This window comes from Paenacidovorax caeni (assembly GCF_001298675.1).
GTDB lineage: Bacteria > Pseudomonadota > Gammaproteobacteria > Burkholderiales > Burkholderiaceae_C > Paenacidovorax > Paenacidovorax caeni.
Window position 1 is genome coordinate 127,532 of the sequence record NZ_CYIG01000001.1, and the last position, 20,336, is coordinate 147,867.

A 20,336-nucleotide genomic window follows, 5' to 3' on the forward strand; every position below is an offset into this window, starting at 1 on the left:
GGAAATCAGCCTCTAGCGCGCACGCAGCAAGCGCAAGAAGCTCTTAATTCGATAGCACTTCGGGATCAAAGACCTGGCCCCGCTCCTCGGCCAGCCAGCGCAGCACATCGTACGCACCAGGCAGTACGGGCCGCACATCCAGCGGAAACTGCTGCCACGCCATCTGCTGCCCCTCACGCATCTCGAAATCACCGTCCCACGCCTGCACCTTGCACCAGTGCAAGCGCACCAGCGCGTGGGGGTAGTCGTACTCGGTGACCTTCCAGTGCTGCACTGCGCCGATGGTGACGCCCAGCTCCTCGATCAGCTCGCGGCGCAGCGCCTGCTCCACGTTCTCACCGGGCTCGATCTTGCCGCCAGGAAACTCCCAGTAGCCAGCGTATGCCTTGCCCGGTGGGCGCGTGGAAAGCAGCATGGCCCCGTCACTGCGCAGCAGGATGCCGACAGCCACCTCGGTGTGCTTGCGTGCCTGCGTCATGCGTCCAGCCGTCCTGCGAAGTCGCGCGCGAACTGGTAGGCCACGCGGCCGCTGCGCGAGCCGCGCTCCAGCGCCCAGACCAGCGCCTCGGGCCGCGCTGCGGCAATGGCCGATTCCGCCACGCCCAGCGCTGCGAGCCATTGCGCCACGATGGCCAGGTACTCCTCCTGGCTGAACGGGTAGAAACTCACCCACAGGCCGAAGCGCTCGGACAGCGAGATCTTCTCCTCCACCACTTCGCCGGGGTGAATCTCGCCATCGGCCGAGGTGGTGTAGCTCAGGTTGTCCTTCATCTGCTCGGGCAGCAGGTGGCGGCGGTTGCTGGTGGCATAGACCAGCACATTCGGCGTGCTTGCGGCCACCGTGCCATCAAGGATGGACTTGAGTGCCTTGTAGCCGCCCTCCCCTTCCTCGAAGCTCAGATCGTCGCAGTAGACGATGAATTTCTCGGGCCGCCCACCCACCACCTCGACGATGTCGGGCAAATCCGTCAGGTCGGCCTTGTCCACCTCGATCAGGCGCAGGCCCTGCGGCGCGTACGCGTGCAGACAGGCACGGATCAGCGAGGACTTGCCCGTGCCGCGTGCGCCCGTCAGCAGCATGTTGTTGGCCGTGCGGCCCTGCACGAACTGCGCGGTGTTGCGCTGGACTTTTTCCTTTTGCGCGTCGATTTCCTTGAGGTCTTCCAGGCGCATCGGCGCCACCTGGCGCACCGGCTCCAGCACGCCGTGGCCGCTGCTGCGCTTGCGGTAGCGCCAGGCTACGGCGGCCGACCAGTCGGGAGCGCCCAGGGGCTGCGGCAGCACCGATTCGATGCGCGCCATCAACTGCTCGGCGCGGGTGACCAGTCGTTCAAATTTTTCGTTCATTTTGGCCCTTAGCCCTTACCAGTCAAGCGCAAGCAGCTATCAAAAACAAAGCATAACGGTACGCATCAAGACCGATAGTCTGCGTTGATGCTGACGTAGTCATGGCTCAAGTCGCAGGTCCACACGGTGTCATGTGCCTCGCCCCGGCCCAGTCCAACACGCACCGTGATCTCGCTTTGCTGCATCACGCGCTGGCCATCTTCCTCACGGTAAGCGGGGTTGCGCCCGCCTTGCGTGGCGACATGCACGTCGTCCAAGTGCAGTTCGATGCGCGTCTGGTCCAGGTCCTCGATGCCCGCGTAGCCCACCGCCGCCAGGATGCGGCCCAGGTTCGGGTCGCTGGCATAGAACGCCGTCTTGACCAGGGGCGAATGCGCGATGGCGTAGGCCACCTGGCGACATTCGGCGGTGGTCTTGCCGCCTTCCACACGCACGGTAATGAACTTGGTCGCGCCCTCGCCGTCGCGCACGATGGCCTGGGCAAGCTTCTGGGCTACGCCGAGCAGTGCGGCCTGCAGCGCGCGGCCTTCGCTGCTGTCCAGCGACGTGATGGGCGCATGCCCCGCCTGGTGCGTGGCCATGAGTACGAAGGAGTCGTTGGTGGAGGTGTCGCCGTCGATGGTCACGCGATTGAAGGACCCGTCGGCCAATGACCGCACCAGCGGCTGCAGGAGTTCAGGGGCAATGACCGCGTCGGTGGCCAGAAAGCCCAGCATGGTCGCCATGTTCGGGCGGATCATGCCCGCGCCTTTGCTGATGCCGGTGATGCGCACCGTGGCGCCGCCGATCACCACCTGCGTGCTGAAGGCCTTGGGCAGCGTGTCGGTGGTCATGATGCCCTCAGCGGCGCGCGCCCAGTGGCCGGGCTGGGCGTCGGCGATGGCGGCGGGCAAGCCCGCCTCGATGCGCTCCACGGGCAGCGGCTCCATGATGACGCCAGTGGAGAACGGCAGCACCTGCTGCGGCGCCAGGCCCAGGCGGCCCGCCAGCGCCACGCAGGTGGCGCGCGCGCGCGCCAGGCCGTCGGCGCCCGTTCCCGCGTTGGCGTTGCCGGTGTTGACCACCATGGCGCGGATGCCCTGGCCCGCCGCCAGATGCTCGCGGCAAACCTGTACCGGTGCGGCGCAGAAACGGTTCTGCGTGAACACGCCGGCCACGCTCGTGCCCTCGTCCAGCAGGAAGACTGTCAGGTCTTTGCGATGGGCCTTGCGCACGCCGGCTTCGGCAACGCCAATGCGTACGCCGGGCACGGCATGCAGGTCTGCGGCTTGGGGGCTGGAGAGGTTCACGGGCATGGGTGTGTTCCTGGAAAGGATAAAAAAGAGGGCACCAAAGCAAACACGGGCCGCAGCCCGTGTCGTGCAACGTTATGGCATCAGGTCAATTTGCCGTGGCATTGCTTGTACTTCTTGCCACTACCGCAGGGGCAGGGGTCGTTACGGCCGACTCGCACCCCCGCAGGCACAACGGAGGCCAAGGTGCTGGGATCGACGGTGGACTCGACCTCGCCGCTCTCGGTCGGTGCGGTGTAGGTGACGTTGGTGATGGCCTCGGCGCGGCTCCCGAAGGCTTCGGTGGCCTGGTCGATCTGTGCGGGCGACTGCACCTGCACGGTAAGCAGGATGCGCGTGACCTCGTTCTTCACCTGGTCCAGCAGTTGGCGGAACAGCTCGAAGGCCTCGCGCTTGTATTCCTGCTTGGGCTGCTTCTGCGCGTAGCCACGCAGGTGGATGCCCTGGCGCAGGTAGTCAAGCGCGGACAGGTGGTCACGCCAGTTGCTGTCAAAGCTCTGCAGCAGCACCGCGCGCTCAAACTGCATGAAATTCTCGCGCCCCACCAGCTCGACCTTGGCGTCGAACTGGGCCTTGGCGGTCTGCAGCACCTTCTCGAGAATTTCCTCGTCCGTGATGCTCTCGGAGCCCGCCACCTCCTGCTGCAGGGCCAGCTCGATCTGCCACTCGCCGGCCAGGGCCTTCTCCAGGCCGGGCAGGTCCCACTGCTCCTCGACGGAATCGGCGGGCACGTACTGGCGCACCACATCGGCCAGGCAATCGTCGCGCATGGCGTCAATCATCTCGGCCAAGTCGCTGGCGTCGAGAATCTCGTTGCGCTGCTGGTAGATGACCTTGCGCTGGTCGTTGGCCACGTCATCGTATTCCAGCAATTGCTTGCGAATGTCGAAGTTGCGCGCCTCCACCTTGCGCTGCGCGCTCTCAATGCTGCGCGTGACAATGCCGGCCTCGATGGCCTCGCCGTCGGGCATCTTCAGGCGATCCATGATGGCGCGTACGCGGTCACCCGCGAAGATGCGCATCAGCTGGTCGTCCAGGCTCAGGTAGAAGCGTGAGGAGCCGGGGTCACCCTGGCGGCCCGAGCGGCCACGCAACTGGTTGTCGATGCGACGCGACTCGTGGCGCTCGGTAGCGATGATGCGCAGCCCCCCCAGGGCCATGACCTTCTCGTTATCAAGCTTCCACTGCGCGCGCATCTGCTCGATGCGCGTCGCGCGTTCGGTGTCAGACAGCGACTCGTCCGCCTCAATCGCTGCCACGGCTTTCTCGATGTTGCCGCCCAGCACGATGTCGGTGCCGCGGCCTGCCATGTTGGTGGCGATGGTGATCATGCCAGGCCGACCGGCCTGGGCCACGATGTCCGCCTCGCGCGCATGCTGCTTGGCATTCAGCACCTGGTGCGGCAGGCCGGCCTTGTTCAGCAGCTCGTCGATGATCTCCGAATTCTCGATGGAGGTGGTGCCCACCAGTACCGGCTGCCCACGCTCGTGGCACTCGCGGATATCGGCGATGGCGGCTTCATACTTCTCACGCGTGGTCTTGTACACGCGGTCCAGCTGGTCGTCGCGCTTGCTGGGGCGATTGGGCGGGATGATGACGGTTTCCAGGCCGTAGATTTCCTGGAATTCGTAGGCCTCCGTGTCCGCCGTGCCGGTCATGCCACCCAGCTTGGCGTAGAGGCGGAAGTAGTTCTGGAAAGTGATCGACGCCAGCGTCTGGTTCTCGGCCTGGATGTTCACCCCTTCCTTGGCCTCGACAGCCTGGTGCAGGCCCTCGCTCCAGCGGCGGCCAGCCATCAAGCGGCCAGTGAACTCATCGACGATGACAATTTCGCCGTTCTGCACCACATAGTGCTGGTCGCGGTGGTACAGGTGGTGTGCGCGCAGCGCTGCGTACAGGTGGTGCACCAACGTGATGTTGGCGGGGTCGTAGAGTGACGCCCCCTCGGCGATCAAGCCGGCCTGGGCCAGGATGCGCTCGGCGTTCTCATGGCCTTGCTCGGTGAGGAAAACCTGGTGCGATTTTTCGTCGAGCGTAAAGTCGCCGGGCTTGGTGACGCCCTCGCCGGTGCGTGGATCGGCCTCGCCCTCCTGGCGTGTGAGCAGAGGCACGACTTTGTTGATAGCCAAATACATGGCCGTGTGGTCTTCGGCCTGTCCGCTGATGATCAGCGGGGTACGCGCCTCGTCGATCAGGATGGAATCCACCTCATCAACGATGGCGTAGTTCAGGCCGCGCTGCACGCGGTCACGTACCTCGTAGACCATGTTGTCACGCAGGTAGTCGAAGCCGTATTCGTTGTTCGTGCCGTAGGTGATGTCAGCACCGTAAGCGGCCTGCTTTTCCTCGCGCGGCATCTGCGGCAGGTTGATACCCACCGTGAGGCCGAGGAAGTTGTACAGACGTCCCATCCACTGCGCATCACGGCCCGCCAGGTAGTCGTTCACGGTAACCACGTGCACGCCCTTGCCCGACAGGGCATTGAGGTACACCGGCAGCGTGGCCGTCAGGGTTTTGCCCTCGCCCGTACGCATTTCAGCGATCTTGCCGTAGTGCAGCGCCATACCGCCGATGAGCTGCACATCGAAGTGGCGCATCTTCATCACGCGCTTGGAGCCCTCGCGCACTACGGAGAATGCCTCGGGCAGCAGCGCGTCCAAGGACTCTCCCTTGGCCACGCGCTCCTTGAACTCCTGGGTCTTGGCCCGCAACTGGTCGTCGCTCAGCTTCTCATACTCAGGCTCCATGGCATTGATACGCGCCACCGTCTTGCGGTATTGCTTGAGAAGCCGGTCGTTGCGGCTGCCGAAAATTTTGGTGAGAAAGTTGGTGGCCATGCGAGCAAGAGCCGCCGCCCCCGCATCGCGCCGGAACAACGACCCAAAATCCCTAAAAAATGTGGAATTCAGTTGGGGCCGCTGCCCGGCAATGCAAGCCTGCCCATCTGGCAACGGGACCCAAATCAGGAATTCTACTGTGCGCCCCATGCCCGTCTCTCAGCAGCGTGCCAGGGGCTGGTCAAGGTTCGCGATAATTCGCCGGCACCAACCTTCACTGCCATGCACCGACGCCACCACGCCATCACACTGCAACAAGCCAGTGAAGAATCACCCACACTGGCCCAACTGATGTCGCTTACGCGCGAGTCCAGCGCACGCCTGCAGGCCATCCAGCCGCTGCTGCCGCCTGCGCTGCGCAGTGCCATCCAGGCCGGGCCGATCGAAGGACCGAGCTGGTGCCTGCTGGTCAAAGGCAATGCCGCAGCCGCCAAGCTGCGCCAGCTGGCGCCAGCGCTGGCCGCGCATTTACGCAGCAAGGGCTGGGATGTACAGGGAATTCGCCTCAAGGTTCAATAACTGAACGCAGGCCCTGCAGGGCCACGGCGGGAAAAAGATGGTGCCGGTTGTCGGATTCGAACTGACGACCTACCGCTTACAAGGCGGGTGCTCTACCAACTGAGCTAAACCGGCGAAAACGTTTATTTTATACCGACCACGCAGCAAAAAAGAAACACGCCATGAGAATCATCGGCCAGTTTGCGCTCACTTGACACGTTTAAGCGCGGGCCGCCCACCGCCACCCGCAGGCGGCACCGGGCGCGGCTCCTCAGCATCACTATCCGCCGTATCCGCCACAGTCAACTGCACCACCCGCTCCTGCGCAGGCGCAGCCCCGGAAGACTCAAGCGGCTGCGACAAGGCCGGTGCGCTCTCGACCACAACATCCTCGGGGGGAGGAAAGGCCATGCCCTGGCCATTTTCACGCGCATAGATGGCCACGACGTGATCGACAGGCACGATGATTTCCCGCGGCTGCCCACCGAAACGCGCCTTGAACTCGATGTAGTCGTTACCCAGCTGCAGTGCACTCGTGGCGTCATAGCTGACGTTCAGCACAATCTCGCCGTCCTTGACATACTCCCGCGGCACCTGCACGGAAGCATCCACGCGCACCACGACATAGGGGGTAAACCCATTTTCAGTGCACCACTCATAGAGGGCGCGGATCAGATACGGGCGCGTCGAAGTGGTGTCGTTGCTTTGCATAGCGTGAAGAGTCGAGGACAGGACAAGAAAGCAATTACTTACGCATGACCTTTTCGGACGGTGTCAGCGCCTCGATGTAGGCTGGGCGGGAGAAGATGCGTTCAGCATACTTGAGCAATGGCGCGGCGTTCTTCGACAACTCAATGCCGTAGTAATCCAGGCGCCACAGCAGCGGCGCGATGGCCACATCGAGCATCGAGAAATTCTCGCCCAGCATGTACTTGTTCTTGAGGAACACGGGCGCCAACTGCGTAAGGCGGTCTCGAATATGGGCACGCGCCTTCTCAAGCGCCTTTTCGTTGCCCTTGGTCGCGCGCGACTCCAGGGCGCTCACGTGCACGAACAGTTCCTTCTCGAAGTTGAGCAGGAACAGGCGCACGCGCGCACGATCCACCGGATCGCCGGGCATCAGCTGCGGATGCGGGAAGCGCTCGTCGATGTATTCGTTGATGATGTTCGACTCGTACAGGATCAGGTCGCGCTCGACCAAGATCGGAACCTGGCCGTAAGGATTCATCACGCTGATGTCTTCCGGCTTGTTGTACAGATCGACGTCGCGGATCTCGAAGTCCATGCCCTTCTCGAACAGCACGAAGCGGCAGCGGTGGGAGAAGGGGCAAGTCGTTCCCGAATAAAGCACCATCATGGTGAAAGGCTCCTAAAAATCAAAAAGAGTGGGATGCGCGAAGCACCCACTCTGCAAAGATGACGCCCCGGCGCGCGCCTGCGAACCGGGGTACGCCCTATCGTGTTATTTGACGTCTTTCCAGAAAGCCGCGTTGAGTCGCCACGCAATGACCGTGAAGAGCGCCAGGTATAGCAGCACCCACACGCCCAGGCTCTTGCGCTTGTCCTGCGCGGGTTCGCCCATCCACTGCAGGTAGTTCACCAAGTCACCAACGGCCTGGTCGTACTGCTGCTGCGTCATGGCGCCAGGGGTCAGTTGCTCCCAGCCCTTGAAGACATGCTCCTTCTGGCCGTGGCTCTCAACCTCTTCAAAAATAGCGCGACGCTCACCCTGCAGCTGCCACAACGCATGCGGCATGCCAACGCTGGGGAAAACGAGGTTGTTCCAGCCCGTGGCCTTGGTCTCGTCGCGGTAGAAAGTACGCAAGAAGGTGTACAGGTAGTCGGCACCCGTGCCGTTGTGACCGGCACGCGAGCGCGCGATCACCGTCAGGTCTGGCGGGTTGGCACCGAACCACTCGGAAGCCTGCTTGGGATCAATGGCGGCCTTCATGGTCTCACCGATCTTGTCGGTGGTGAACAGAAGGTTGTCTTTGATCTCCTGATCGGTCAGGCCGATGTCCTTCAGGCGGTTGTAACGCATGAACGCTGCGGAGTGGCAGCTCAGGCAATAGTTGACAAACAGCTTGGCGCCGTTTTGCAGCGAAGCCTTGTCAGTGGTGTTGACAGGCGCCTTGTCCCAGGCCATGCCGCCGCCGGCGGCGTGTGCGCCGGTAGCGATACCGAGGGCTGCGATCAGCGAAAAAAGCACTTTTTTCATTGTTGTTCTCCGGCTCAGTGAGGCTTGAAGGTCACGCGGTCAGGCACAGGCTTGGGTGTGCCCAGACGGGTCCACCAGGGCATCAGCAGGAAGAAGCCGAAGTAGAACAACGTACCGACCTGCGAGACACGCTCACCCACCGGCGACGGCGGCTGCACGCCCAGATAGGCCAGGATCACGAACACAACCACGAACACGGCATACAGCCACGTGTGCCAGCCCGGACGGTAGCGGATCGAGCGCGCCGGGCTCTGGTCGAGCCAGGGCAGGAAGAACAGGATGATGACGGCACCACCCATCACGACCACGCCCCAGAACTTGGCGTCGATCGACAGCATCAGCGCGATGACCACAGCGGCAGCGACCACGATGCCGCCCTTGATGAAGCCGGGCAGCTTGGCCTTGAGCACGCCGAAGCCGGCGCCCAGCACCACGCAGGCGATCAGGGCATACATCATCTCGCTGGTGATGGCACGCAGCATGGAATAGAACGGCGTGAAGTACCACACCGGAGCGATGTGGTTGGGCGTCTTCAGCGGGTCGGCCGGGATGAAGTTGTTGTACTCCAGGAAGTAGCCACCCAGCTCGGGGGCGAAGAACACCACGGCCGAGAAGATGAACAGGAACACGCCGACGCCGAAGATGTCATGCACCGTGTAGTACGGATGGAAGGGGATGCCGTCCAGCGGATGGCCCTTGGCGTCCACCGGCTTGCCGGGGCCCTTGATCTCGATGCCGTCGGGGTTGTTCGAGCCCACGTCGTGCAGCGCCAGCAAGTGGGCCACGACCAGGCCGATCAGCACCAGCGGCACGGCGATCACGTGGAAGCTGAAGAAGCGGTTCAGCGTCGCGTCGCCCACCACGTAGTCGCCGCGGATCAGCAGCGCCAGGTCAGGACCGACGAAGGGGATGGCCGAGAACAGGTTCACGATCACCTGTGCGCCCCAGTACGACATCTGGCCCCAGGGCAGCAGGTAGCCCATGAAAGCTTCGGCCATGAGCGCCAGGAAGATGGCGCAGCCGAAGATCCACACCAGTTCGCGCGGCTTGCGGTACGAGCCGTAGAGCAGGCCGCGGAACATGTGCAGGTACACGACCACGAAGAACGCCGAAGCACCCGTGGAGTGCATGTAGCGGATCAGCCAGCCCCAGGGCACATCGCGCATGATGTACTCGACCGACTCGAACGCCTTGGCGGCATCGGGCTTGTAGTGCATCACAAGGAAGATGCCGGTGACGATCTGGATAACCAGCACCAGCAATGCCAGCGAGCCGAAGATGTACCAGAAGTTGAAGTTCTTCGGAGCGTAGTACTCCGACATGTGCACCTTGTAGGCGTCGAAGGCCGTCGGGAAACGGTTCTCGAACCAGTTGGTGAGTTTCGCGCCCGCCGAGGCGTTGGGCGAGAGTTCCTTGAATTCGCGGTAAGCAGCCATGTGTACTGTCTCCCTCAGGCCTTCTTGTCTTCACCGATCAGGAGCTTCGTCTCCGACAGGTACATGTGCGGCGGCACTTCGAGGTTATCGGGCGCAGGCTTGTTCTTGAACACGCGACCGGCCATGTCGAAGGTGGAACCGTGGCAGGGGCACAGAAAGCCACCCTTCCAATCGTCGGGCAGCGAGGGCTGCGGGCCGGCGACAAATTTATCCGAGGGCGAGCAGCCCAGGTGGGAACAAATGCCCACAGCCACCAGCACCTCGGGCTTGATGGAGCGCCACTCGTTGCGCGCGTACTCGGGCGTGAGCTCAGCCGGGTTGCGCTTGGATGCTGGATCGGCCAGCTGGCCATCAAGCTTCGGCAGCTCCGCCAGTTGCTCTGGCGTACGCTTGACGATCCACACGGGCTTGCCGCGCCACTCCACGGTGATCTTTTCGCCGGGCTTGAGGCTGGAGATATCGACCTCGACGGCCGCGCCGGCCGCCTTGGCCTTCTCGGAAGGCTGGAACGTACTCACAAAGGGGACGGCAGCAGCCACGCCGCCCACCGCGCCAGCGCAGCCGGACGCGATCAGCCACGTCCGTTTGCCGGAGTCGATCGGAGTTTCACTCATGGGGGGATCCTCGGTATGCAACGCTATTAGGGTCAACCACAAATTGTAGCGGAGTGATAATCGTGGCCGGAGGGCTGTCGCGTGCCAAGGCGCTGCCCTATATCAAGCAATAGGGCGGTTTTTCAAGCCCACCACCACCGGAGTGCGTTGAAATGAGCATGTTGAAAGAATTCAGAGAGTTCGCCGTCAAGGGCAACGTCATCGACCTCGCCGTGGGCGTGATCATTGGCGGGGCGTTTGGCAAGATCGTTGACTCCGTCGTTGCCGACCTGATCATGCCGGTGGTCGGCCTGGTTTTTGGCAAGCTCGATTTTTCCAACCTCTTCATCGTGCTGGGCACGGTACCCGAAGGCACGGCGCGCACGCTGGATGCGCTCAAGAAGGCCGGCGTGCCGGTGTTCGCTTACGGCAGCTTCATCACCGTGGCCGTCAATTTCCTGATCCTGGCCTTCATCATTTTCATGATGATCAAGCAGATCAACCGCCTCAAGCGCGAGGCGCCGGCCGCCGAACCCGCGCCCGCGCCGGCAACACCGGAAGACATCGTGCTGCTGCGCGAGATTCGCGACAGCCTCAAGCGCTGAAAGACGCCTGCCCATCCAACGCCCGTGGCCTCTGCGCCACGGGCGTTTTGTTTTGCGTCAAGCGGCCAGCGCGCGCGCCATGCGCACCGCCTCGATCAAGCTGGCTGCGTCGGCCACGCCCTGCCCCGCAATGTCAAAGGCCGTGCCATGGTCCGGGCTGGTACGCACCAGCGGCAGGCCCAGGGTGACGTTCACGCCCTTGTCCACGCCCAGGTACTTGACCGGAATCAACCCCTGGTCGTGGTACATCGCCACCACCACATCGAACTCGCCCGGGCGCGCACGGGTGGCGCGCGCGCGCATGAACACCGTATCCGGGGCGTAGGGGCCGCGCACGTCGAGCCCCTCGGCACGCGCCTGCGCCATGGCAGGCGCGATGACCTCGATCTCCTCGCGACCGAAAAGCCCTCCCTCGCCCGCATGCGGGTTCAGCCCGGCCACCGCAATGCGCGGCGCGCGGCCCAGGCTACGCGCCAGCGCGGCATGGGTGATGCGCAGCGTTTGCAGCACGTTGCCAAAGGTCACGGCCGCCAAGGCATCACGCAGTGACACGTGGATGCTGACCAGCACGGTGCGCAGCTCGTCGTTGGCCAGCATCATGCGCACCGGCATGTCGGCCAGCGGCACGCCCGCGTGCCTGGCCGCCTCGGCCTGCAGCAGCTCGGTATGGCCGGGAAAATCCACGCCTGCCGCCGCCAGCGCCTCCTTATGCAGCGGCGCCGTCACCAGCGCCGCCAGTTCGCCACCCAGCGCCGCGCGCGCCGCCCATTGCACGCAGTGCGCAGCGGCACGCCCTGCCTCGGCGCTGACCTGGCCCCAAGGCTGCGGCCCGGGCAGGCCGGGCAACGCCAGCACCGGCAGGCAGCGCGGCGGCATGTCCCATGCCTCCTGCGCATGCGCCAGCCGTGCCACGGGCAAGGACGGGTGGCCCGGCCCCTCGATGCACGCGGCGGCGCGGCGCAGCGTGGCCAGCTCACCCACCACAAAACAGCCGCGCAGCAGTTCCGGCGCATCACGAAACGCCTGGGCGATGGTTTCCGGGCCGATGCCGGCACTGTCGCCCTGGGTGATGGCGATGGGCTTCTTTGTGTGCGTGGAGTTCATGGTCAAAAATGGCTCTAGCGCTCGCCAATCAAGCGCTAGCAGCTATGAAATAAGAAGTACAAAACGCTCAGGCTGGATTCGCAATGTCGATGAACTGGTGCTCCAGACCGTACTGCGCCGCCATGTGCGCCGCCACGGCGGGAGCGCCATAACGCTCGGTAGCGTGGTGCCCGGCAGCGATGAAAGCGACACCGGTCTCACGCGCCAGGTGGGCCTGCGGCTCAGAAATTTCGCCGGTGATGAAGGCGTCAGCCCCGGCGGCGATGGCGGCTTCAAAAAACCCCTGCGCGCCCCCCGTGCACCAGGCCACGCGGCGAATGGCCCGCGCGCTGTCCCCCGGCACCAGCGTGGCGTCGCGCCCGAGCACGCGCTCCACATGGGCGGCCAGCGCCTGGGCATCGGCGAACGCCGCCGGGGCCACGCAGCCCAGCTCCTGGTCGCCAAAGCGCTGGTCGGCCTGCCAGCCGAGCACGCGCCCGAGCTGCGCGTTGTTGCCCAGTTCCGGGTGGGCGTCGAGCGGCAGGTGGTAGGCGAACAGGCTGATGTCGTGCGCCAGCAGCAGGCGCAGGCGCTCCTTCATCCAGCCCACGATTCGCCCGTCCTGGCCACGCCAGAACAGGCCGTGGTGCACGAACAGGGCATCGGCGCGCGCGGCAATGGCGGCCTCGATCAAGGCGCGGCTGGCCGTCACGCCGCTGACAATGCGCTGGATACTGTCCTTGCCCTCGACCTGCAAACCATTCGGGCCGTAGTCCTTGAAGCGCTCGGGCTGCAGCAGCCCGTCCAGGCCACGCAGCAGTTCGTTACGGGAAATGCTCATGCGCCGATTGTCTCAGCCTGCGCCGGACGCGGGGATGCCGCACAATGCCGGTTTCACTGCCCCCACTGAAATCCAATCCATGAAGCGCTTCTGGCTGCTGTTCTCGCAGGCCGTGACCGTGCTGGTCGCGGCCTATTTCGTCGTCGCCACGCTGCAGCCCGACTGGCTGCGGCGCGGCCAGCGCATGTCCAGCGCCGGCATCACGCTCTTAGAGGCCGCGCCGCAGCCGGAGGGCGCAATCGCACCGGGCAGCTTCAGCACCGCCGCGCGCAAGGCGGCCCCGGCGGTGGTGAGCATCAACACCAGCAAGGCCGTGCGCCACCCGCGCAGCAACGACCCGTGGTTCCAATTCTTCTTCGGCGACCCCGGACCGCAGGCCCAGGTGGGCCTGGGCAGCGGCGTGATTGTCAGCCCCGACGGCTACATCTTGACCAACAACCACGTGGTCGAGGGCGCTGACGAAATCGAGGTTACGCTCACCGACAGCCGCCGAGCCCAGGCGCGCGTGATCGGCACCGATCCAGAGACGGATCTGGCCATCCTGAAGATCGAACTCGACAAGTTGCCCGTGATCGTGCTGGGCAACTCCGACCAGCTCGCCGTGGGCGACCAGGTGCTGGCCATCGGCAACCCCTTCGGCGTCGGCCAGACGGTGACCAGCGGCATCGTCTCGGCCCTTGGGCGCAGCCAGCTCGGCATCAACACCTTCGAGAACTTCATCCAGACCGACGCAGCCATCAACCCCGGCAACTCCGGCGGCGCGCTGGTCGACGTGCTGGGCAACCTGCAAGGCATCAACACGGCCATCTATTCGCGCTCGGGCGGCAGCATGGGCATTGGCTTCGCCATTCCCGTGTCCACGGCGCGCATGGTGCTGGACGGCATCGTGCGCGACGGCCATGTCACACGCGGCTGGATCGGCGTGGAACCCAACGAGCTCTCGCCCGAGCTGGCCGAAACCTTCGGTGTGAAGGCTTCCGAGGGCGTCATCATCACCGGCGTGCTGCAGGGCGGCCCCGCTGCCGAGGCGGGCCTGCGGCCGGGCGACGTGATCGTGCAAGTGGCAGGCCACCCGGTGCGCAACGTGTCGGAGCTGCTCACCGCAGTGGCGGCGCTCAAGCCCGGCCAGCCGGCCCCCTTCGTCTTGCAACGCGGCGACGGCGCGGTGGAACTGCAGGTGTCGCCCGGCGTGCGTCCGGCCCAGCGGACAGCGCGGCGTTAATCGCGCCAGACGCTATAAAAAAAGAAGCTCCCAGCGCTTGCCACACAAGCGCTGGGAGCTTCTTTTATGCTTAATCAGGCTTCCTCGCTGTCTTCCGGCGCCTTGGATACCCTGAGGAACCAGCCCGCACCAAGAATGCCCACCTCGTACAGCACGCACATCGGTATCGCCAGCGCGAGCTGCGAAATCACGTCCGGCGGCGTGACCACGGCGGCAATGACGAAGGCGACGACGATGAAATAGCCACGGAAGGCCTTGAGCTTGTCGATCTCGACGATGCCAAAGCGCACCAGCAGCATCACGACAATGGGCACCTGGAACGCCATGCCGAACGCCAGGTACAGCGACAGGATGGATTCAACGTAGGAGGCAATGTCCGGCGTGGCGGCCACGCTGGTCGGCGTGAAGCCCTGGATGAAGCCGAACATCTTGTCGAGCACGAAGAACTGCACGAAGGCGATGCCCACGTAGGCCAGCAGGCTGCCGAACAGGATCAGCGGCAGTGCGAACTTCTTCTCGTGGCTGTACAGGCCAGGCGCGACGAAGGCCCAGAGCTGGTAGATGATCCACGGCAGCACGGCCAGCACGGCCACCAGCATCAGCACCTTGAGCGGCACGAAGAACGGCGTGAACACGCCCACGGCGATCAGCTTGGCATCGGGCGGCATGTGCGCGCGGATGGGCTGGGCAATGAAGTCGATCAGCCCGTTCGGGCCGGGCCAGATGGCAAGGACGATCAGCGCCACGGCCACGCCATAGATGCAGTACAGCAGGCGGTCACGCAGCTCCATGAGGTGCTGCACGAAGGGCTGCTCAGTGCCCGCGAGCTCGTCGTCTTGGGAAGGGGTCTCGGACATGGGAGGGGTGTTTTCAGGGGCGGGCGCAGCCAGGCTGCTGCTGCCGCTCCGGGCCGCGCGGCGGCCCGATCAATGGAATTTTTTGGGCCGGTAGCGTGCCACGCGCGCCGCGCCCGAGAGAACCTTGGTGCGCACGCCAGCGCGTGCCTTGTACCACTGCGGCATGGCGCCGCGCTTGAGGCGCCAGTTCTTGCCAGGATGCTTGTAGGCCGGTGCGGGCGGCGTGTCCTCAAACGCGGACGCAGCGCCGTCAGCAGAAGACAGGGCGCCTGTGGCCTCGTTCCAGTCCTTCTCGAACGCACGCGCCTCGGTCTGGATCGACTGCTCGACGTCGCGCGCCGCACCCTCGACCTGCTCCTTCATTTTGCGCAGCTCGTCCAGCTCCATGCTGCGGTTGACCTCGGCCTTGACGTCGGCCACGTAGCGCTGCGCCTTGCCCAGCAAGGTGCCCACGGTGCGCGCCACACGCGGCAGTTTCTCCGGGCCGATGACGATCAGCGCCACGGCGCCAACCAGCGCCATCTTGGACAGGCCAATGTCGATCATGGCGTGGGTCAGCTCTTTTGTTTGGCTTCCACGTCGATGGTGGCCTTGTCAGCTGCCTGGTTGTTGGCCACTTGCCCGGCGGGCTTGCTGGCAGCCTCCTCTGCGGAGCTGCCGTCCTTCATGCCATCCTTGAAGCCCTTGACCGCACCGCCCAGGTCGGAGCCGATGTTCTTGAGCTTCTTGGTGCCAAACACCATGACGACGATCAGCAGCACGATCAGCCAGTGCCAGATGGAAAACGAGCCCATGAAATTCTCCTAACGAATCCGTTCATTGTAGAGGGCGGATATGACACCACCCGCACATACCCGGACGGGCGTCCGGGGCGTGGAACCCCGTCACCCCTTGAGCCAGGGGCGGGGGCCACCCATCACATGGATGTGCAGGTGATGGATCTCCTGGCCGCCCTCGTCGCCGGTGTTCACCACGATGCGAAAGCCGCCCTGCGGGTAGGGGCCGCAGCCCTGCTCCAGCGCCAGCTTGGGTGCCAGGGCCATCATGCGGCCCAACAGCGCCTCGTGCCCAGCGTCCACCTGGGCCATGGAGGGCACGTGGCGCTTGGGCACCATGAGGAAGTGAACCGGCGCCCAGGGGTGGATATCGTGGAACGCAAAGACGTCGTCGTCCTCGTAGACTTTTTTCGACGGAATCTGGCCGGCGATGATCTTGCAGAAGATGCAGTTCGGATCGTGCATGGTGAAGTCGGGTCAGGGAATGTCGGCAAGGTTGATGGTCGGACGCAGGCCCACATCGGCGGCATGCGCGCGCAGCCAACGCTCGCCCTCGGCGCGGCCCAGCGCGAACAGCTGGCGCACAAAGGCCAGGTCGGCGCGCGCCTTGCTGGCAGCGCCAAAGCCCTGCAGCAGCGCGCCGCCGTCAATGCGGTGCAGGCGCACGTCCTTGTAGCGCCGGGGGTCGAGCCGGCCTTCGGCCAGCAGCCGGCGCACGAACTCGATGGCGCGCATCTCTGCCAGCAGGCTGGCGTTGAACGTCACCTCGTTGGTGCGTTCCATGATGTCCTGCGCCGTCTCCGGCAACGTGTGGTGCTCGATCGGGTTGATCTGCACGAGCAGGATGTCGGCACATTCCGTGTGGTAGATCAGCGGGTGCAGGGCCGGGTTGCCTGAGTAGCCCCCGTCCCAGTAGTGCTCGCCGTCGATTTGCACCGCCTTGAACAACAGCGGCAGGCAGGCCGAGGCCATGACGGCGTCGGCCGACAGGCGCGGCCCCGAGAAAATCTCGCCGCGCCCCGTGCGCACGTTGGTAGCGCACACGAACACCCGGGGGCCGCGTGCGCCGCGCACGTGGCACAGCGCGTCGAAATCCACCTCGCGCTCCAACAGGCGGCGCAGCGGATTGATATCGAGCGGGTTGGTCTGGTACGGCGACAGCCACTGCGCCATGAGGCCGAGCACCGGATTGCCCTGCAGCGGCACACCCCACAGCAAGCTGCCCAGCGTGCCCACGCCCTCCCACAGCCGCGCCAGGGTCTGGCGCGCCAGCGCGCAGCCCGCAGCGTGCGCGTCGCGCGTGTCCTGGTGCTGCAGCGCGGCCTGGGCGAAGCCATGGGCCACGGCCACGGCGTTCATGGCACCAGCACTGGTGCCACTGATGCCCTCGAACGCAAAGCGCCCGTCCTCCAGCAGTGCATCCAACACGCCCCAGGTCAGTGCGCCGTGCGAGCCCCCGCCCTGCAGCGCCAGGTTCAGGGGAGCCAGCGGGGCCGCGCGGGTGGTGTCTTCAGGCATGAACCGGGCGGTTCTGGTTCATGGCCACCATGCCGCGCACGATGCGGTACAGGAACCAGATGGAGATCAGCCCCCAGGCGATCCAGCCCGGGGCGAGGAACAGCAGCCACAGCGGTGCCGTGACCAGGTACAACACCCCGGCCCACAGCACGGTGCGGATGCGCCAGGAGAAGTGCGAACCCTGCCAGGTGCCCTCGGCGTCGCCGCGCTTCACCAGATCGAGCACCAGCGCGATGATGAGCAGCGCCGCGCTGGGCTGCGCGCCGGGCACGACGGCGGCCACAGCGACGATGAGGTGCAGCACATAGCTCACCCAGCCCCAGGCCTTCAGGCCCTCGGCTTTTTCTTCGCTGGTCTGCACGTCGATGATGTCACTCATGGAGAGCCCTCCTCGGTGGCCCGCGCAAGCGCCTTGCGCAGGGCTTTTTCCTCGATGCCGCTGGTGCCTTCACGGCGCTCCAGCTCGGCAATCACATCCGCGGGCGCGAGGCCGTAGTGGGCCAGCGCCACCATGGAGTGGAACCACAGGTCGGCCACCTCGTACAGCAGCTTGGACTTGTCCGCGCCATGGTCAACATCCTTGGCGGCCATGACAACCTCGGTCGCCTCCTCGCCGATCTTCTTGAGGAAGGCGTCCGGCCCCTTGTGCAGCAGGCGCGCAACGTAGCTTTTGTCGGGGTCGCCGGCCTTGCGGCTTTCGATGACGGCGGCAAGACGCGCGAGCGCGTCTTGCGACGCGGGGGCCAGGGAATCGTTGGAACGCATAGCTCTTACTTGTAGATGGATTCAGGGTCTTTCAAGACCGGATCGACAGCCTGCCACACGCCGTCCTTGAGTACGCTGAAGAAACAGCTATGGCGCCCCGTGTGGCAGGCAATGCCAGGCGCGTGGCCCAGCTGCGTCACCTTGAGCAACACCACGTCGCTGTCGCAGTCGATGCGGATCTCGTGCACGGTCTGCACATGGCCGGACTCCTCGCCCTTGAACCAGAGCTTGCCGCGCGAGCGGCTGAAGTACACGGCGCGGCCCAGCTCGGCCGTCTTGGCCAAGGCCTCGCGGTTCATCCAGGCGAACATCAGCACGTCGCCCGTGCCCTGCTCCTGCGCGATCACGGGCACGAGGCCCTGCGCATCCCATTTGACTTGATCCAACCAGTTCATGCTCTTGAATATGTAGCTGCTTGCGCGCTCTGGACAAGCGCTAGAGGCAAATTTGGCTTAAAGCCGCACCGGAATGCCACGCTCGGCCATGCGCTGCTTGGCCTGGGCCACGGTGTATTCGCCGTAGTGGAAGATGCTGGCGGCCAGCACCGCGTCGGCGCCGCCTTGCTGCACACCGTCGGCCAGATCGTCCAGGGTGCCCACGCCACCCGAGGCGATCACGGGCACGCTGATGGCATCGCTCACGGCGCGCGTCAGCTTCAGGTCGAACCCGCTCTTGGTGCCGTCGCGGTCCATGCTGGTGAGCAGGATTTCGCCCGCGCCGCGGCGCGCCATCTCCATGGCCCACTGCACGGCGTCCAGGCCGGTGTTCTTGCGGCCGCCGTGGCTGTACACGTCCCAGCCCTCGCCGCGCTGGGCCAGGTCGTCGCCCTGGCGGCGCTTGGCGTCGATGGCCACGACGATGCACTGGGCGCCGTACTTGTCCGAAGCTTGGTTGATGACGTCGGGGTTGGCAATGGCGGCGGAGTTGAAGCTGGTCTTGTCGGCACCGGCGTTGAGCAGGCGGCGCACGTCTTCCACGGTGCGCACGCCACCGCCCACCGTGAGCGGAATGAACACCTGGCTGGCCACCGCCTCGATGATGTGCAGGATCAGGTCGCGCCCGTCGCTGGTGGCGGTGATGTCGAGGAAGGTGAGCTCGTCGGCGCCTTGCGCGTTGTAGCGCGCGGCAATCTCCACGGGGTCGCCCGCGTCGCGCAGTTCAACGAAATTAACACCCTTGACGACGCGGCCGCCGGTCACGTCAAGGCAGGGAATGATGCGTTTGGCAAGCATGCGCCGGCACTCTGAAGGTTGGGAACAAGGTGTGCAAGATACCACGGGCGGGCCCGCCGTGCGCTACTAAAAAAATAGCTGGTTGCGCTTGGCATTCCTTGATTTCCATAGTGATTGATAGAAAAAACAAGGCCTAACAAGCGCTACCAGCTATCAATCAAGGAGCATTGGCGAGCCTGCGCGCCTCGCCGTCCTGCCAGCGCCAGGCATCGCGGCACATGGCCTCGACGCCACGGCGCGCACGCCAGCCCAGCAGGCGCTCGGCCAGCGCGGGGTCGGCCCAGCAAGCGGCCACGTCGCCGGGGCGGCGCGCCACGATGCGGTAGGGCACCGGGCGCCCGCTGGCCTGCTCGAAGCCGCGCACCATCTCCAGCACCGACACCGGCTGGCCCGTGCCCAGGTTCACCGTCAGCAGACCCGGGTGCTGGCGCAGGTAGCGCAGCGCCGCCACATGGCCCTCGGCCAGATCGCAGACATGGATGTAGTCGCGCACCCCCGTGCCGTCCACGGTGGGGTAGTCGTTGCCGTACACGCTCAACGCCTCGCGTTGCCCCGCGGCCACCTGCGCCACGTAGGGCAGGAGGTTGTTGGGAATGCCCCGCGGGTCCTCACCGATGAGGCCGCTCTCGTGCGCGCCCACCGGATTGAAGTAGCGCAGCCGCGCGATGCGCCACAGGCCCGGCTCGGCCGCCGCCACGTCGGCCAGCACCTGCTCCATCATCAGCTTGCTCCAGCCGTAGGGGTTGGTGGCCGAGAGCGGAAAGTCCTCGCGGATCGGCAGGCTGGCCGGGTCGCCGTAGACCGTGGCAGAGGAGGAGAACACCATGCTGCGCACGCCCGCGTCGCGCATGGCCTGCAGCAGCGCCACCGTGCCGGCCACGTTGTTGCCGTAGTACATCAGCGGTTCGCGCACCGACTCGCCCACGGCCTTGAACGCCGCCAGGTGCACCACCGCCGAGATGGCGTGGCGCGCAAACAGCTGTTGCAGCAGGGCGACATCGCGCACGTCACCCTCGACAAAGGCGGGCGCCTGGCCCGTAATGCGCGCCACCCGCTCCAACACCGAGGGCCGGCTGTTGCTGAAGTTGTCCACCACCAGGTACGGCTCACCCGCCTGGGCCAGGGCCACGCAGAGGTGCGAGCCGATATAGCCACAGCCACCCGTCACAAGAATCACACGGCACCTCTTTCTTCTGCACCACCGTGACAAACCACA

24 protein-coding genes and 1 tRNA gene are annotated in these 20,336 nt (G+C 65.0%); 3 read left to right on the top strand and 22 right to left on the bottom strand.

Annotated features, from left to right (window positions below; all coding sequences use genetic code 11):
* Positions 1 to 43 precede the first annotated feature (43 nt).
* The 4 genes from BN2503_RS00610 to secA all read right to left on the bottom strand — a co-directional run bounded on the left by BN2503_RS00610 (position 44) and on the right by secA (position 5,476).
* Entirely contained in the window at positions 44 to 478 is a 435-nt protein-coding gene (locus BN2503_RS00610) for an NUDIX domain-containing protein (protein ID WP_054254697.1), read from the bottom strand.
* On the bottom strand, positions 475 to 1,347 hold the full coding sequence (locus BN2503_RS00615) for an ATP-binding protein (protein ID WP_054254698.1): 873 nt from the start codon (positions 1,345 to 1,347) through the stop codon (positions 475 to 477). The genes BN2503_RS00610 and BN2503_RS00615 overlap by 4 nt, the downstream gene beginning before the upstream one ends.
* Positions 1,348 to 1,412: 65 nt before the next feature.
* Complete coding sequence (gene argJ / locus BN2503_RS00620; protein WP_054254699.1) at positions 1,413 to 2,642, bottom strand: bifunctional glutamate N-acetyltransferase/amino-acid acetyltransferase ArgJ; 1,230 nt, start codon at positions 2,640 to 2,642, stop codon at positions 1,413 to 1,415.
* A gap of 80 nt (positions 2,643 to 2,722) precedes the next feature.
* Positions 2,723 to 5,476, bottom strand: coding sequence for a preprotein translocase subunit SecA (gene secA / locus BN2503_RS00625; RefSeq protein WP_054254700.1), 2,754 nt, complete (start codon positions 5,474 to 5,476; stop codon positions 2,723 to 2,725).
* 222 nt (positions 5,477 to 5,698) lie between these two features.
* Here secA and BN2503_RS00630 point away from each other — a divergent pair, with 222 nt between their 5' ends.
* The gene (locus BN2503_RS00630; RefSeq protein WP_054254701.1) at positions 5,699 to 5,995 is read left to right on the top strand and encodes a hypothetical protein; all 297 of its coding nucleotides are present in this window, start codon (positions 5,699 to 5,701) and stop codon (positions 5,993 to 5,995) included.
* A gap of 38 nt (positions 5,996 to 6,033) precedes the next feature.
* Here BN2503_RS00630 and BN2503_RS00635 read toward each other — a convergent pair.
* From BN2503_RS00635 to petA, 6 genes are all read right to left on the bottom strand, one after another.
* Positions 6,034 to 6,109, bottom strand: a tRNA-Thr gene (locus BN2503_RS00635).
* A 72-nt stretch (positions 6,110 to 6,181) separates the two neighbouring features.
* Positions 6,182 to 6,685 carry a ClpXP protease specificity-enhancing factor gene (locus BN2503_RS00640; RefSeq protein WP_054254702.1) on the bottom strand — a complete coding sequence of 168 codons (504 nt, stop codon included), beginning with the start codon at positions 6,683 to 6,685 and terminating at the stop codon, positions 6,182 to 6,184.
* Positions 6,686 to 6,719: 34 nt separating this feature from the next.
* Positions 6,720 to 7,331, bottom strand: a complete 612-nt coding sequence (locus BN2503_RS00645) for a glutathione S-transferase N-terminal domain-containing protein (RefSeq protein WP_054254703.1) — start codon at positions 7,329 to 7,331, stop codon at positions 6,720 to 6,722.
* A gap of 105 nt (positions 7,332 to 7,436) precedes the next feature.
* Positions 7,437 to 8,192: a cytochrome c1 gene (locus BN2503_RS00650; RefSeq protein ID WP_054254704.1), complete on the bottom strand. Its 756-nt coding sequence runs from the start codon at positions 8,190 to 8,192 to the stop codon at positions 7,437 to 7,439.
* Between the two features lie 14 nt (positions 8,193 to 8,206).
* Positions 8,207 to 9,628: a cytochrome b gene (locus tag BN2503_RS00655; RefSeq protein WP_054254705.1), complete on the bottom strand. Its 1,422-nt coding sequence runs from the start codon at positions 9,626 to 9,628 to the stop codon at positions 8,207 to 8,209.
* A 14-nt stretch (positions 9,629 to 9,642) separates the two neighbouring features.
* Entirely contained in the window at positions 9,643 to 10,242 is a 600-nt protein-coding gene (petA, locus tag BN2503_RS00660; RefSeq protein ID WP_054254706.1) for a ubiquinol-cytochrome c reductase iron-sulfur subunit, read from the bottom strand.
* Between the two features lie 152 nt (positions 10,243 to 10,394).
* Here petA and mscL point away from each other — a divergent pair, with 152 nt between their 5' ends.
* Positions 10,395 to 10,826: a large conductance mechanosensitive channel protein MscL gene (gene mscL / locus BN2503_RS00665; protein WP_054254707.1), complete on the top strand. Its 432-nt coding sequence runs from the start codon at positions 10,395 to 10,397 to the stop codon at positions 10,824 to 10,826.
* Positions 10,827 to 10,883: 57 nt separating this feature from the next.
* Here mscL and pdxA read toward each other — a convergent pair whose 3' ends face one another.
* On the bottom strand, positions 10,884 to 11,930 hold the full coding sequence (gene pdxA / locus BN2503_RS00670) for a 4-hydroxythreonine-4-phosphate dehydrogenase PdxA (protein WP_054254708.1): 1,047 nt from the start codon (positions 11,928 to 11,930) through the stop codon (positions 10,884 to 10,886).
* A 67-nt stretch (positions 11,931 to 11,997) separates the two neighbouring features.
* Positions 11,998 to 12,750 (bottom strand): Nif3-like dinuclear metal center hexameric protein, encoded by a 753-nt coding sequence (locus BN2503_RS00675; protein ID WP_054254709.1) that lies wholly within the window; start codon positions 12,748 to 12,750, stop codon positions 11,998 to 12,000.
* 79 nt (positions 12,751 to 12,829) lie between these two features.
* Between BN2503_RS00675 and BN2503_RS00680 the strand changes: the two genes are divergently transcribed.
* Positions 12,830 to 13,972 carry a trypsin-like peptidase domain-containing protein gene (locus BN2503_RS00680; protein WP_054254764.1) on the top strand — a complete coding sequence of 381 codons (1,143 nt, stop codon included), beginning with the start codon at positions 12,830 to 12,832 and terminating at the stop codon, positions 13,970 to 13,972.
* Between the two features lie 74 nt (positions 13,973 to 14,046).
* Here the strand turns inward: BN2503_RS00680 and tatC are convergent, their stop codons facing one another.
* The 10 genes from tatC to galE form a co-directional block, all read right to left on the bottom strand.
* Positions 14,047 to 14,829, bottom strand: coding sequence for a twin-arginine translocase subunit TatC (gene tatC / locus BN2503_RS00685; RefSeq protein ID WP_054254710.1), 783 nt, complete (start codon positions 14,827 to 14,829; stop codon positions 14,047 to 14,049).
* A gap of 69 nt (positions 14,830 to 14,898) precedes the next feature.
* Entirely contained in the window at positions 14,899 to 15,375 is a 477-nt protein-coding gene (gene tatB, locus BN2503_RS00690) for a Sec-independent protein translocase protein TatB (protein WP_054254711.1), read from the bottom strand.
* Between the two features lie 8 nt (positions 15,376 to 15,383).
* The gene (tatA, locus tag BN2503_RS00695; protein ID WP_054254712.1) at positions 15,384 to 15,623 is read right to left on the bottom strand and encodes a Sec-independent protein translocase subunit TatA; all 240 of its coding nucleotides are present in this window, start codon (positions 15,621 to 15,623) and stop codon (positions 15,384 to 15,386) included.
* A 90-nt stretch (positions 15,624 to 15,713) separates the two neighbouring features.
* Entirely contained in the window at positions 15,714 to 16,070 is a 357-nt protein-coding gene (locus BN2503_RS00700) for a histidine triad nucleotide-binding protein (protein ID WP_054254713.1), read from the bottom strand.
* A gap of 12 nt (positions 16,071 to 16,082) precedes the next feature.
* Positions 16,083 to 17,123: a patatin-like phospholipase family protein gene (locus tag BN2503_RS00705; RefSeq protein WP_054254714.1), complete on the bottom strand. Its 1,041-nt coding sequence runs from the start codon at positions 17,121 to 17,123 to the stop codon at positions 16,083 to 16,085.
* Positions 17,116 to 17,502, bottom strand: a complete 387-nt coding sequence (locus BN2503_RS00710; protein ID WP_054254715.1) for a DUF4870 family protein — start codon at positions 17,500 to 17,502, stop codon at positions 17,116 to 17,118. Before BN2503_RS00710 ends, BN2503_RS00705 begins: the two co-directional genes overlap by 8 nt.
* Complete coding sequence (locus BN2503_RS00715; RefSeq protein WP_054254716.1) at positions 17,499 to 17,888, bottom strand: phosphoribosyl-ATP diphosphatase; 390 nt, start codon at positions 17,886 to 17,888, stop codon at positions 17,499 to 17,501. The genes BN2503_RS00710 and BN2503_RS00715 overlap by 4 nt, the downstream gene beginning before the upstream one ends.
* A 5-nt stretch (positions 17,889 to 17,893) precedes the next feature.
* A complete protein-coding gene (gene hisI, locus BN2503_RS00720) occupies positions 17,894 to 18,283 on the bottom strand; it encodes a phosphoribosyl-AMP cyclohydrolase (protein ID WP_054254717.1) in 390 nt (129 codons plus the stop codon).
* Between the two features lie 57 nt (positions 18,284 to 18,340).
* Positions 18,341 to 19,120, bottom strand: coding sequence for an imidazole glycerol phosphate synthase subunit HisF (gene hisF / locus BN2503_RS00725; RefSeq protein WP_054254718.1), 780 nt, complete (start codon positions 19,118 to 19,120; stop codon positions 18,341 to 18,343).
* Between the two features lie 157 nt (positions 19,121 to 19,277).
* Positions 19,278 to 20,297, bottom strand: coding sequence for a UDP-glucose 4-epimerase GalE (gene galE / locus BN2503_RS00730; RefSeq protein WP_054254719.1), 1,020 nt, complete (start codon positions 20,295 to 20,297; stop codon positions 19,278 to 19,280).
* Positions 20,298 to 20,336: the final 39 nt, after the last annotated feature.